The 13,305-nt window shown below is 62.8% G+C and carries 11 protein-coding genes and 1 pseudogene; 2 read left to right on the top strand and 10 right to left on the bottom strand.

Going from position 1 to position 13,305, the window contains the following annotated elements; translation table 11 throughout:
* Positions 1–101: 101 nt before the first annotated feature.
* Together glyS and AC1D2N_RS08470 are read left to right on the top strand one after the other, a co-directional pair.
* The gene (gene glyS / locus AC1D2N_RS08475) at positions 102–2,216 is read left to right on the top strand and encodes a glycine--tRNA ligase subunit beta (protein WP_130728907.1); all 2,115 of its coding nucleotides are present in this window, start codon (positions 102–104) and stop codon (positions 2,214–2,216) included.
* Positions 2,217–2,273: 57 nt separating this feature from the next.
* A complete protein-coding gene (locus AC1D2N_RS08470) occupies positions 2,274–2,762 on the top strand; it encodes a 2-thiouracil desulfurase family protein (RefSeq protein WP_130651815.1) in 489 nt (162 codons plus the stop codon).
* A 78-nt stretch (positions 2,763–2,840) separates the two neighbouring features.
* Here the strand turns inward: AC1D2N_RS08470 and AC1D2N_RS08465 are convergent, their stop codons facing one another.
* The 10 genes and pseudogenes from AC1D2N_RS08465 to AC1D2N_RS08420 all read right to left on the bottom strand — a co-directional run.
* Positions 2,841–4,664, bottom strand: coding sequence for a methyl-accepting chemotaxis protein (locus AC1D2N_RS08465; protein ID WP_130651814.1), 1,824 nt, complete (start codon positions 4,662–4,664; stop codon positions 2,841–2,843).
* A gap of 261 nt (positions 4,665–4,925) precedes the next feature.
* A pseudogene (locus AC1D2N_RS08460) lies at positions 4,926–5,474 on the bottom strand (methyl-accepting chemotaxis protein); the annotation flags it as partial.
* Positions 5,475–5,588: 114 nt separating this feature from the next.
* Positions 5,589–6,050, bottom strand: a complete 462-nt coding sequence (locus tag AC1D2N_RS08455) for a plant virulence effector HPE1-like domain-containing protein (RefSeq protein ID WP_026188638.1) — start codon at positions 6,048–6,050, stop codon at positions 5,589–5,591.
* A gap of 99 nt (positions 6,051–6,149) precedes the next feature.
* Positions 6,150–7,427, bottom strand: coding sequence for a phosphoribosylamine--glycine ligase (purD, locus tag AC1D2N_RS08450; protein WP_130651813.1), 1,278 nt, complete (start codon positions 7,425–7,427; stop codon positions 6,150–6,152).
* A gap of 65 nt (positions 7,428–7,492) precedes the next feature.
* Positions 7,493–9,427 (bottom strand): DUF2207 domain-containing protein, encoded by a 1,935-nt coding sequence (locus AC1D2N_RS08445; RefSeq protein WP_130651812.1) that lies wholly within the window; start codon positions 9,425–9,427, stop codon positions 7,493–7,495.
* A 37-nt stretch (positions 9,428–9,464) separates the two neighbouring features.
* The gene (locus AC1D2N_RS08440) at positions 9,465–10,727 is read right to left on the bottom strand and encodes a 3-phosphoshikimate 1-carboxyvinyltransferase (RefSeq protein WP_130651811.1); all 1,263 of its coding nucleotides are present in this window, start codon (positions 10,725–10,727) and stop codon (positions 9,465–9,467) included.
* Between the two features lie 108 nt (positions 10,728–10,835).
* Positions 10,836–11,387: a LemA family protein gene (locus AC1D2N_RS08435; RefSeq protein ID WP_130651810.1), complete on the bottom strand. Its 552-nt coding sequence runs from the start codon at positions 11,385–11,387 to the stop codon at positions 10,836–10,838.
* Positions 11,388–11,527: 140 nt separating this feature from the next.
* Entirely contained in the window at positions 11,528–12,484 is a 957-nt protein-coding gene (locus AC1D2N_RS08430) for a glycine--tRNA ligase subunit alpha (protein WP_130651809.1), read from the bottom strand.
* Positions 12,485–12,653: 169 nt separating this feature from the next.
* Positions 12,654–12,845: a membrane protein gene (locus AC1D2N_RS08425; protein WP_003556931.1), complete on the bottom strand. Its 192-nt coding sequence runs from the start codon at positions 12,843–12,845 to the stop codon at positions 12,654–12,656.
* 18 nt (positions 12,846–12,863) lie between these two features.
* A partial coding sequence (locus AC1D2N_RS08420; protein ID WP_477981094.1) for a S49 family peptidase occupies positions 12,864–13,305 on the bottom strand: 442 nt, incomplete at its 5' end.

The following is a 13,305-nucleotide window of genomic DNA, read 5'->3' as shown; positions in this document are numbered from 1 at the left end:
TTGCGGTTGTGCAGATGCGCCATTCTTTGCTAGCAGAAGCAACGTTTTGACCCGGCGCCCATGCCATCCCTCCCCTGTCGCGGGAGGCAAGGAAATTCGACATGCCAAACCTTCTTCTCGAACTCCGCTCCGAAGAGATTCCGGCCCGCATGCAGCGCAAGGCTGCCGGCGACCTGAAGAAGCTCGTCACCGATGCGCTTGTCGAAGCGGGTCTGTCCTATGAGGGGGCGCGCGAATACTGGACGCCGCGGCGGCTTACGCTCGACATTCACGGCCTGACGGCCCGCTCCGCCGATGTGCGCGAGGAACGCAAGGGGCCGCGCACCGACGCCAACGAGAAGGCGATCGAGGGTTTTCTGCGCGGCGCCGGCCTTTCCTCGGTCTCCGAGGCGCAGGTGGTGAGCGATGCGAAGAAGGGCGATTTCTACGTCGCGGTCATCTCCAAGCCCGGCCGCGCGACGGAAGAGATCGTCACCGATGTCATGCCCGGCATCATCCGCGATTTTCCCTGGCCGAAATCGATGCGCTGGGGCAAGGCCTCGTCCAAGCCCGGCGCGCTGCGCTGGGTGCGGCCGCTGCAGTCGGTCGTCTGCACCTTCGGCCCGGAGCATGAGGAGACCACGGTCATCCCCTTCGAGATCGACGGCATTACCGCTTCCAACATCACCTACGGCCATCGCTTCCACGCGCCCGAGGCGATCACCGTCCGGCGCTTCGACGATTATGCGGCGAACCTGGAAAGGGCCAAGGTCATCCTCGACGCCGAGCGGCGCAAGGACATCATCCTGCACGACGCCCGCGACATCGCCTTTGCCAACGGGCTGGAGCTGGTGGAAGACGAAGGCCTGCTGGAGGAAGTCTCCGGCCTCGTCGAATGGCCGCAGGTGCTGATGGGCAGTTTCGAGGAGGATTATCTCTCGATCCCCTCCGAGATCATCCGGTTGACAATCAAGACCAACCAGAAGTGTTTTGTCACCCGCAAACAGGGTGAAGAGACGCTTTCGAACAAGTTCATCCTCGTCTCCAACATCCAGGCAAGCGACGGCGGCAAGGAAATCGTCCACGGCAACGGCAAGGTGGTGCGGGCCCGGCTTTCGGATGCGCTGCATTTCTGGAAACGCGACCAGGGCAATCTGCCGGATCTCGAGACGCTGACCGCGTCGGCGGCAAAGTTCGGCCTCGACATCAAGAAGCCGCTCGACCAGCGCATGGCCAAGCTCGATGCGCTTGACGTGACCTTCCATGCCAAGCTCGGCACACAGGGCGCGCGCGTCGCTCGCATCCAGGCGCTGGCCAAGGAGCTGGCAAAGATCACCGGTGCCGACGCGGCTCTGGTCGATCGCGCCGCCGTGCTCGCCAAGGCCGATCTGCGCACCGAAGCCGTCGGCGAATTCCCGGAACTGCAGGGATTGATGGGCCGCAAATATGCGGCGCTGCAGGGCGAGGATGCCTCCGTTGCCGCAGCGATCGAGGACCACTACAAGCCGCAGGGTCCGTCGGACCGCGTGCCGGAGGACAGAGTGGCGATCACGATCGCGCTTGCCGACAAGCTCGATACGCTGATCGGCTTCTGGGCGATCGATGAAAAGCCGACGGGATCGAAGGATCCGTTTGCGCTGCGGCGGGCAGCACTCGGTGTCGTCAGGATCCTGCTCGAGCGAAAGATCCGCCTGCCGCTGTTGGCAACGACAAGGGATGGCGACCTGCTCTCCTTCTTCCACGACCGTCTCAAGGTCTATCTGCGCGACCAGGGCGCCCGCCACGATCTCATCGACGCCGTGCTGACTTCAGATGCCGACGACCTGTTGATGGTGGCGCGCCGCGTCGAAGCGCTGACGGCCTTCATCACCTCGGAGGACGGCAAGAACCTGCTCGCCGGCACCAAGCGCGCGACGCAGCTGCTCGCCGCCGAGGAAAAGAAGGGCACCGTGATCGCCGATGGCGTTTCGGAAGCGCTTCTGAAGCTCGATGCTGAGAAGGAACTGTTCGCCGCAATCTCCAGCGCCTCGAAGGATGCCTCGGACGCCGTCGCCGGGGAAGACTTCCGCTCGGCAATGGAAGCGCTTTCCAAGCTGCGCGGCCCGGTCGACCGCTTCTTCGAAGACGTGCTCGTCAATGACGAGGACGCCGCCATCCGCGCCAACCGTCTCGCCCTGCTGCGGCTGATCCGCGAAGCGACCGGAACGGTTGCGGATTTCTCGAAGATCTCGGGGTGATATTCGGCCGCCATCGGCGGTCTGGCATTGCCGCCGTCATCGCGTTATTCAAGAGACATGCAGAGCAAGATTCTTGTCAGCGCCTGTCTTATGGGCCAGGCCGTCCGCTATGACGGCCGGGCGAAGCCGTTGCTTCATCCTGTGATCGAGACATGGCAGGCCGAGGGCCGGCTGGTGACGATCTGTCCGGAGATGTCGGCAGGCATGAAGGTGCCGCGGCCGCCGGCCGAGATCGCAAATGCCGCAACCGGCGAAGAGGTGCTGGCCGGCACGGCGCGGGTTGTCGAGCTGACGGGCGCCGACGTGACGGAAGAATTCCTGCAGGCGGCGGAAAATGCCGTGGCGCTCGCACGACAGGCAGGCTGCCGCTATGCGCTGCTCATCGACGGCAGCCCCTCCTGCGGTTCGGCTTTCATTTATGACGGCACGTTTTCCGGCCGCAAGCAGGCCGGCCACGGCGTGACGGCGGCGGCGCTGAAAGCTGATGGCGTCGAGGTGTTTTCCGATCACCAGATCGAGGAACTGATCGACCGTATCGCGCAATGAGCCTCAAAAGGCACGGCCGCCGGAGAACCGACGGCCGCTAAATATTTGGTGATAAAAACGCTTTTGTCCCCGCGCCGTTTAAGCGGCGCGGCGACCTTGATGCATGGCCGGAGCGGCGCTTTCGCCACTGACCCGGAAGCCGCGGATGAGGTCGATCAACTCGTCAGTATCGCTGGCCAGCGTTTCGGCCGATGCCGTGGTCTCCTCGGCCATGGCGGCGTTCTGCTGGGTGGCGGCGTCGAGCTGGTTCATCGACGAGGAGATCGAGCGCAGCGTCGTATCCTGTTCCGAGGCGCTGTGGGCGATCTTGGCGACGATCTCGTTGGCGGCCTTGATCTGGTCGGAGATGCGCTTCAGCGCCTCGCCTGCCTCGCCGACCAGACGGACGCCGTGGTCGACCTGGCTGGAGGAGCGGGCGATCTGGTCCTTGATCTCCTTGGCGGCAGCGGCGGAGCGCTGGGCAAGTTCGCGGACTTCTTGGGCGACAACCGCAAAACCCTTGCCGGATTCGCCGGCGCGGGCTGCCTCGACGCCGGCATTCAGCGCCAAGAGGTTGGTCTGGAAGGCGATCTCGTCGATGACGCCGATGATCTTGGTAATTTCCGACGACGACTTCTCGATGCCGCTCATCGCTTCGATCGCCTGGGTGACGATCGCATCGCTATGGGTGGCTTCGGTGCTGACCGCGTGGACACGCTTGCTGGCTTCATGGGCGCCATCGGCTGTCTGGCGGACGGCGACCGTGAGTTCGTCGAGCGCGGCCGAGGTTTCCTCAAGGCTGGCGGCCTGGCGTTCGGTGCGCTGCGACAGCTCGTTGGAAGCGCGGCGGATCTCTTCCTTGCTGGTGCCGATGTCGGTGCCCTTGGCGCTGACCTTGGCCATGGCGGCTTCGAGATGCGACAGCGCATCGTTGAAGTTGTCGCGAAGGGCGGCGTATTTCTGGCCGAGATCGGCGCAGCGGACGGTGAGATCGCCGCGGGCGATCATTTCCAGCGCCTGGCCGATCGTCGTCACCACCCGCGCCTGGAGCGTGGCTTCATCCTGCTGCTGGCGCAGATTGTTTTCGCGCTCGTTTTCCAGTGCCAGCTGCTGGGCCGCCTCGCGATCGGACATCGCATGACGTTCCCTGATCTTTTCCTGCAGCGACTGCGTCGCCTTCGCCATCATGCCGACTTCGTTGTTCATGCTGGTATGCGGGATGGCGATCGAAACATCCTCTTCGGCGACAGCCTTCAGGGCGGCATGGACGTTGTTGAGAGGTCCCGATATGCCGCGGATGACGATGTAGGCGGCCGTCATGGCAAGGAAGAACAGAACGATGCTGCCGGAGAGCGCGGTGAGGATCGTGCTGTTTATCTGAGCATCGAGATCGTCCATGTAGACACCGGTGACGACGACGACCTTCCAGGGATCGAAGGCCTGGCCATAGGCCGTCTTGCGGTAATCGCCGGCCGGCTGGCCCGGTTTGACCGTGGAATAATATTCGACGAGACCGCCGCCCTGCTGCCCGAGCTTGACCAGCTCATCGCGATAGAGCTTGCCTTTGCTGTCCGGCTGGCCCTTGTTGATCTGCCCGACTTTCGAGGCGTCGTAGTGGAATACCATCTGGACGTCGTAGCTATAACCGAAGAAATAGCCGTCCGGATCGTATTTCATCCCGTTGACGGTGGCGTAGGCCTGCTTCTGGGCATCCTCGAGCGTCATTTCGCCCACGGTTACCTTGGCCTGGTAAAGCTTGAGAACCGAGACCGCCGACTGAACCTCGGCGCGGAGCATGTCATAACGCTCCTTGTAGATCGCATCGACCGAGGATCGGATCTGCAGGGAGGTGGCGATCGCAAAGGCGATCATCAGGCCGACGACCAGCAATATGAGCTGCTTCGATATCTTCAAATTTTTCATGACGCCTCGCAACGGGAATGGATAGCTGCATTCCGGTGCGGTTTTCTACCGCCTGTGCGAGCGCGCCAAACTAGACGACGCGTCTACCGCTGCTAAAATAAACATGCTGCGACCGGGTAAGTAACAATTGATGCCCACCCTATAAAAAAGCTTTAATTTTATTGTTCCCACCGCGCATTTCCCTAAAAATCGAGGGGTGCTTTACAAAGCAAAACCGCCGGATTTTCATCCGGCGGTCCATATCATTTGCTTCTAAAGTTCTCAGCTGGCCCGGCGCATCGGTTCGGCCTGGCGGTGCTGTGGCGCACCGACACGGAAGCCGCGGATGAGATCGATCAGCTCGTCGGTGTCGGTGGCCAGCGTTTCGGCCGATGCCGTGGTCTCCTCGGCCATGGCGGCGTTCTGCTGGGTGGCGGCGTCGAGCTGGTTCATCGACGAGGAGATCGAGCGCAGCGTCGTATCCTGTTCGGAGGCGCTGTGGGCGATCTTGGCGACGATCTCGTTGGCGGCCTTGATCTGGTCGGAGATGCGCTTCAGCGCCTCGCCTGCCTCGCCGACCAGACGGACGCCATGGTCGACCTGGCTGGAGGAGCGGGCGATCTGATCCTTGATCTCCTTGGCCGCAACAGCCGAGCGCTGGGCAAGCTCGCGGACTTCCTGGGCGACGACCGCAAAACCCTTGCCGGATTCGCCGGCGCGGGCTGCCTCGACGCCGGCATTCAGCGCCAGCAGATTGGTCTGGAAGGCGATCTCGTCGATGACGCCGATGATCTTGGTAATTTCCGACGACGACTTCTCGATGCCGCTTATAATTGCACTTCAAAACAGGAATGCACCCCCGCTGCTCATCGAGGGTGCATTCGTCCACCGGTGGTGGAACCCCAAGCGATCGAAACCTTGATCAGGCAGGGGCAGGGAACTTTTTTAGAAACGCAGCTTAAACTCGGAAACGTTAATCGCTGCTGGTTGTTCCGCCATACCTGCCGCAACGGGCCTGGCGTCGCCGCCAATGACGGCCGCGGTGGTTGCATTCATGTCGATGCCGTCTACCGGCGCCGCCGGCGGCGCGGCCGCAATCATGGATTCAGGCGTCGCCTTGCTGACGAAGACGACGGGCGAGCCGCCCATCCAGCCTTCGGTGCGATAGACCTTCTTTTCGCCGCCGACGTCGCGGACTTCACTTGCCTGGAAAGCGCCGGGCTTCAGCTCCGGCACCGTATAGTCTTTCTTGGTCAGTTCGGCCTGGAGCGGCGGGCAATCGGCACAGCTTTCGGTGACGATGCTGCCTTCAGCGCGCGGCGCAATCTTGCCGACCACTTCTATCGAGGACGCCATCACGGGGCCTGCCATCAGCAGGATTGCCGCACCGAGGAAAATCTGACGCATCAATGCCACTCCGTCTCATCTTGGGAGCGGTATAGCGCAGCTTTGTTTCCATCCCGTCAGGGGAAAGGGTAAAAATTTAAAGAACGGGCCGGTTTATACTCACTCCGAGCCCGTTTCGCGTTCGATCGCCCGCCAGCCGATGTCGCGCCGGCAGAAGCCGTTTTCCCATCTCACCCTGTCGAGCAGCGCGTAGGCGCGGTTCTTGGCATCGGCGACCGTGCCACCTGACGCGGTGACGTTCAGGACGCGGCCGCCAGTCGCAACCAGTGCACCGTCTTTCAGACCCGTGCCGGCATGAAACACCTTCTCGCCCTCGCCCGCGTCAGGCAGGGAGAGGATCGGCGTGTTCTTCTCGTAGGCGCCGGGATAACCCTTGGAGGCCATGACCACCGTCAGCGCCGGATCGTCGTTCCATTCGGCCTTGACCTGATCGAGCGTGCCATTGGCGGTGGCGAGCAGCAGCGGCAGGAGATCGCTCTTCAACCGCATCATCATCACCTGGCATTCGGGATCGCCGAAGCGGACATTGTATTCGATCAGCTCCGGCCCCTTCTTGGTGATCATCAGCCCGGCGAAAAAGACGCCGGAGAAGGGATGACCGCTCTCGGCCATGCCACGCATCGTCGGCTCGATGATCTCTTTCATGGTCCGCTCAACCATTTCGGCGGTCATGACAGGCGCCGGCGAATAGGCGCCCATGCCGCCGGTATTGACGCCGGTATCGCCCTCGCCCACCCGCTTGTGATCCTGGGCGGTTGCAAGCGGCAGCGCATGTTTGCCATCGCAGAGGCAGAAGAAGCTCGCTTCCTCGCCATCGAGATAGGCTTCGACGACGACCTCGGCGCCGGCAGCGCCAAAGGCGCCCTCGAAACAGTCGTCGACCGCCGCCAGCGCCTCGTCGAGCGTCATCGCAACCGTCACGCCCTTGCCGGCGGCAAGACCATCGGCCTTGACGACGATCGGCGCGCCCTCGGCGCGGATATAGGCTTTGGCCTTCGGTCCATTGTTGAAACGCTGGTAGGCGCCTGTCGGAATGTCGTAGCGGGCGCAGATATCCTTGGTGAAGCCTTTGGAGCCCTCGAGCTGGGCTGCGGCAGCGGAAGGACCGAAAACCACAAGGCCATCGGCGCGCAGCCGGTCGGCGAGGCCGGCAACCAGCGGCGCCTCCGGGCCGACAACGACGAAATCGATCGCCTTGTCCTTGCAGAAGGCCGCGACCGCTTCGTGATCCTCGATGTCAACCGGCACGAGGACGGCGTGTTCGGCAATGCCGGGATTGCCGGGTGCGGCGTAGAATTCCGTCATCAACGGCGATTGCGCCAGCTTCCAGGCGAGCGCATGCTCGCGTCCGCCCGATCCGATCAACAGAACCTTCATGCGCGACCCTTTCCTTTTCTGTCTGGCGGTTAAGGGCCAAGGGCTAAAAGGTCAAGCGGGAAAGCTTACCAGCCCCCGCCTCCGCCGCCTCCGCCGCCGCCTCCCGACGAGCCGCCGCCGGAAAAACCGGAGGAGGAACTCGATGGCGGCGGCGCGGGAATCGTCGACGCGATGGTCGAGGCCATGGACGAGGAAAAGCCGCCGATGCGATCGGAAAAGCTGCCGCTGTTGAAGTTGCCGGAATACCAGGTGGGCGCATAGGCAGCGGCCGCGCCGGCAGCGGCCGCCGCAAGCCAGGTTTCGAAAGTGCGCGACCAAGGCTTTTCGACGCCGAGCGCCACCGCATAGGGCAACAGCGTCTCGAAATGCCGCGGCGACATTTCCGGAGCGCCTGCCGTGTTCATCCGGTCCTTCTCGGCAAGCGTCAGATACTGGCGCAGGCCGTCTATGCCATCCATCATCTTGGCGCCGAGGGGGGTCGGCGCGCCCATGATGAAGAAATAGAGGATGTTCAAAAGCACGATGCCGCCGACGGCAAAGAGCATCGGCGTTTCGTGCAGTTCCACCAGCGAGGAGGCAAGCGCCAGAACCATGGTCGCCAGAATGCTGATGCCGACGAAAACTCCGACGGCGGCGGCGATGATGGCGATGATCTTGCCGAACAGTGATTTGCCGCGATGCAACGACCTGACGAGGCCGGCGGCGAACACCGCGACGAAGACCGAGATGGCGCTCGGGATCAGCATCAGCGCGATGGTGTCGGGCGCCAGCGAACCGAAGACGAACAGGATCACCAGGGCTGCGGCGCTGAGCGCGATGCCGCCTGCGGTATAAGCCAGGTTGGAATTGTAATATTTGCCGCGATGCTCCTTCTCGATCGCCGAGCGGAAGGCTTGGCCGACAGACTTCACCCGCTCGCCATTGGCCTTGTCGATCGTCAGCGTCGAACCGGCACCGCCGGCAACCTTCAGCAGTTCGATTTCGCCGGCCTGGAATTTCTCCTTGCCGAGCGGTTTGCCGGTGCCTTGGATGACGATCGAATTCTTCAGGTCTTCGAGCTTGACGTAGCCGCGGACGGCAAGATTGAGGGCGGTGGCAGAGAGCGCCGTCCAGCCCTCGCCGGAGAAGCCCTTATTGTCGATATAGTTGACCAGCGCCGGCGAGATACCATCAGGCGCGTCCCAGCGCGGCACGACGACGCCACGGGCGGGATCGCGGCCGACCTTCAGCCAGGAGCGCGTGTAATAGGCGAAAACGAGGATCAGGCCGCCGAAGCCGATGAAATAATTGCGGTTGTCCTTCAACCACCAGGTGCTTTCCATATCCGCGCTCGGCGGATCGATCGAACCCTTCGGCAAGCGGATCGCGAAGGTCAGGCCTTCGTGGGCATCAAGCGGCGCGGTGGTGGAAAAGACCAGGCCAGCGCCGGTTTCGCTGACGCGGGCATTCTTTTCCGTCGCACCTTGGGGGCCGGTGAAGAAGGCCGTCTCCGTCGCGCCGACGCCGGGCGGCAGCTTCACCGTCGCGGTGGCCAAGCGGATCGGGAAGATCCAGCCATTGCCGGTGACGTTCCAATAGAGTTCGTCGTGATCGTCGAAATAGCGGATCTGGCGATTGGTCCTGTAGGTGAAGACGTATCGATGACGGCCCGGCGTCACGGTCACGTCGGCAGAACCGGCATAGATGCGGATGCCGCCTGATATCGATTCGGTGTGCCAGGGCTCGTTATCGCCATCGCGCTGGACCGACACCATATCGAAATCGACGCTGCGGCGGCGGCCCGCGGCATCGGTGAAATAGAGCGGGAAATCACGGAAGATGCCGTGGTTGATCTGATTGCCTTCCGCATTGACGGTGATCGTTTCCGTCACCGTCATCGCGCCACTTTTTTCGAGCGCGATGTCGGAGGCAAAACTGTCGATCACCTCGGCGGCAAAGGCCGCCGGGGCGGCGAGCATCAACAGCAGTGCAAAGCAAAATCCGAAAAACCGACGCCCCATCCCTGTCTCCCGCCGGCAGCCTCGGCTGCGCGTTTCGTCAATCGTTGTCCTGATAGGTCACGCCGAGTGCCGCCAGCGTCCGCCAATAGGCGGGGAAGGTCTTGCCGACGCAATCGGGATCGAGAATGGTGATGCCGTCGATCTTCAGCCCGGCGAGCGCAAAACTCATGGCGATGCGATGATCGGCGAAGCTGTCGATATCCGCCGGCAGACGCTTGCCGGCAAGTGCGGGGTCCGACTGCACGATCAGATCGTCGCCGTCTTCGTGGGCAAGCCCTGAAACAATGCGGTTGAGGCCGGTCGAAAGCGCCCGGATGCGGTCGCATTCCTTGACGCGCAGATTGGCGATGCCGACGAAGCGAACCGGCGCCTCGTTGAAGGCGGCAAGCACGGCAAGCGTCGGAACGGCATCCTGCATCTGCGAGCCGTCGATCTCTGCCGGCAGATGCGGGAATTTGGCAATGATGTCATAGGCGCGCGCATCGGGCTGCGAGAAGGTATCGGAGGGAACACCGAGATCGATCGCGCCGCCGGTGAGGACTTCGGCAGCCCAGAGATAGGTCGCGGCCGAGGCATCGGGCTCGACGATGAAATCGGCAGCGCGGTAGCCGGTCGGCTCGACGCGCCAGGTGACCGGGCTGGTCTTCTCGACCTTGGCGCCGAAGGCCTTCATCGCCGCCGTGGTCAGATCGATATAGCCGAGCGCGCCGATATCCTCGCCGACGAGCTCGATATCGACCGGTCGGTCGCCGCCGGCCGCCATCATCAGCAGCGCCGAAACATACTGGCTGGACAGGCCGCCATCGATGCGGATGCGGTCAGCCTGGAAGCGGCCGGTGCCCCTGACGGTGACCGGCGGGCAGCCGGTCTCGGCGGTCGCATCGATGCCGAGCGTGCGCATCGCCTCGACCAGCGGGCCGATCGGGCGCTTGCGCATATGTTCGTCGCCATCGACGATGACGGTGCCGTCGACCAGAGCCGCAGCCGCTGTCAGGAAGCGTGTCGCCGTGCCGGCATTGCCGAGGAAGAGCGGCGCCTTGGGCGGCAGCAGCCTGCCGCTGCCGGTGACGACGAAGGTGGTATCGTCAGGCTCGTCGATCGCGACACCCATGGCACGCAGCGCTTCGGCCATATAACGCGTATCGTCGCTCTTCAGCGCCCCGGTCAGCCGGCTGGTGCCCTTCGCAAGGCCGGCGAGCAGCAGGGCGCGATTGGTGATCGACTTGGAGCCAGGCGGCATGGCGCGGCCGGAAAGCGGCTTGCCAGGCGGGATGATCGTGAGTTTGGCTGTGCGTGTCATGCTGTTTCTTCCGTCCATGGGGCGACCTTAAAGCGCGAAATGCTCTAGCCGGCCGCAAATCTGCCCTTGCTCTTAATCGCTTTCCGGCAAAGGCAAAATGCCGGATCGTCAGAATTTCACGGTGGGGACGGCGCGATCGGCCTCGTTGGTGATTTCGAAATATTCCCGTTTGGAGAATCCGAACTGGCCGGCAACGAGATTGGACGGGAAGCTTTCGACGTTGACGTTCAGGTCGCGGGCCGCACCGTTGTAGTAACGCCGCGCCATCTGTAACTCGCCTTCCATGGTTTCCAGCGAAGCCTGGAGCTCGGCAAAATTCTGATTGGCCTTGAGATCGGGATAGGCCTCGGCGAGCGCGATGACCCGGCCGAGCGCCTGGCCCAGCAGCCCTTCCGCCTGCGCCCTGCCGGCGACATCGCCTGATGGCACGGCCTGCGCCTTGTTGCGGAGCTCAACCACCTCTTCAAGCGTCGACTTTTCATGGGCGGCATAGCCCTTGACCGTCTCGATCAGGTTCGGGATCAGATCGGCGCGGCGCTTGAGCTGGACGTCGATGCCCGACCAGGCCTCTTCCGCCATCTGCCGCGCGCGAACCAGGCCGTTGTAGATGAAGATGAGATAGAGCGCGACCAGAACGATGACGCCAAGCGCAATAAACATCGCGAATTCCCCCGCAGCGAAGTAATGTCCGCGCGGAGACTACGCGGGTTTGCCGGCTGGCGTCAAACGCCGATATCCGCGACGATTCGGGGTGCCCGACCAGCCGTCGATATCGACAATACGGCTGGCAGGCTGTTGCGTTACGCCGCCTCTTTGCCCAGGTTGACGCCGCCGGCATCGGTCAGCAGGAAGGCTTCACCACAGGCCTTTGCGAGCGTGCGAACGCGTAGGATATAGCTCTGGCGCTCGGTGACCGAAATGACGCCGCGGGCATCGAGCAGGTTGAAGACATGGCTTGCCTTGATGCACTGGTCATAGGCCGGGAAGACGCATTTGTGCAGGCGCTGGTTGGCGTTGTCGCCCGGCGCGCCGGCATCGAGCAGCGCCCGGCATTCCTTTTCGGCATCGACGAAATGGCGATGCAGCATCTCGGTATTGGCGAACTCGAAATTATGACGCGAATATTCCTGCTCGGCCTGCAGGAAGACGTCGCCATAGCTGATCTTCTCGTCGCCGTCGCGGCCGTTGAAGTTCAGATTGTAGACATTGTCGACGCCCTGGACATACATGGCGAGGCGTTCGAGACCATAGGTGAGTTCGCCGGCGACGGGCGAGCATTCGATGCCGCAGACCTGCTGGAAATAGGTGAACTGCGAGACTTCCATGCCGTCGCACCAGCATTCCCAGCCGAGGCCCCAGGCGCCGAGCGTCGGGCTTTCCCAGTCGTCCTCGACGAAACGGATGTCATGCAGCAGCGGATCGAGACCGATCGCCGCCAGCGAGCCGAGATAGAGCTCCTGCAGATTTGCAGGGTTCGGCTTCAGGATGACCTGGTATTGGTAGTAATGCTGCAGCCGGTTCGGGTTCTCGCCATAGCGGCCGTCGGACGGGCGGCGGGACGGCTGAACGTAAGCCGCCTTCCATGGCTTGGGGCCGAGGGCGCGCAGCGTCGTGGCCGGGTGGAAGGTGCCGGCGCCGACTTCCATGTCGTAGGGCTGCAGCACCGCGCAACCCTTGTCCGCCCAATAGCTATGCAGGGTCAGGATCAGCGCCTGGAAAGAGCGCTTCGGGTTCATATGGTCTGGAATAGCTGACATCGAACGGCACCGATTGCTTGGGAATTATCGGCGCGACAGGTGCCATGGAGGGCGGCGGGGGTCAAGACTTTTGCAGCGATGACGAGGCGTCGAATGCCGATGGGGAAGAGGAATTGCGCTGCCCCTCCCCCTCACCAACCGGGTGAGCGGCAGTGCGTGGCGACGCCTCTTATTCGCCCTCGCGCTTCAGCCGGTATTCTCCCGTCGCCGGATCCTTGACCAGCGTGCCGATTGCGCCGGTCTGGCGCTCCTTTTCAGCGCGGCGCGACTTTTCGGCGAGCTTACGGGCATCGGAGACGAAGCGTCGGTAGAGCCACCAGGCGGAGAAAACCAGAATCAGGATGGTAATTAGTTGCGGCATGCCCCTCTCTTGCTCCCTTCAAAGCCCGAAACGACTCCACAATGCTCTCTCTTCCGCCGCTTCGACAAGCCCCGTTGCGAGACCGGATGCAGCACCCTCGAGCGAGACCGGCGACACACCTGGAATCCGGCGGCCGAACAGGCCGCGGCCGGCGGTGACGAGCTCCAGCTTGGTCTTCTGGCCGTAGCGCCTCTTCAGTTCCTGGCGCATGTCGCCGAGGCCATCGATGAGGCCGAGTTCGAGGCCGCGCGTGCCGCTCCAGAACAGGCCGGAAAACACCGCCGCATCATCCCTCAGCTTGCCGGCGCGACGTTCGCGCACCATTGAGATGAAGACCTGATGGATTTCGAGCTGCAGGCTCTTCAGATACTCGATATCCTTTTCCTTTTCCGGCTGGAAAGGATCGAGGATCACCTTGTTTTCGCCCGCCGTATAGACGCGGCGTTCGACGCCGATCGAT

This window comes from Rhizobium sp. P1_B8 (assembly GCF_056406515.1).
The sequence above is the reverse complement of the archived record's forward strand: the minus strand, read 5'-3'. Positions and strand labels throughout refer to the sequence as shown.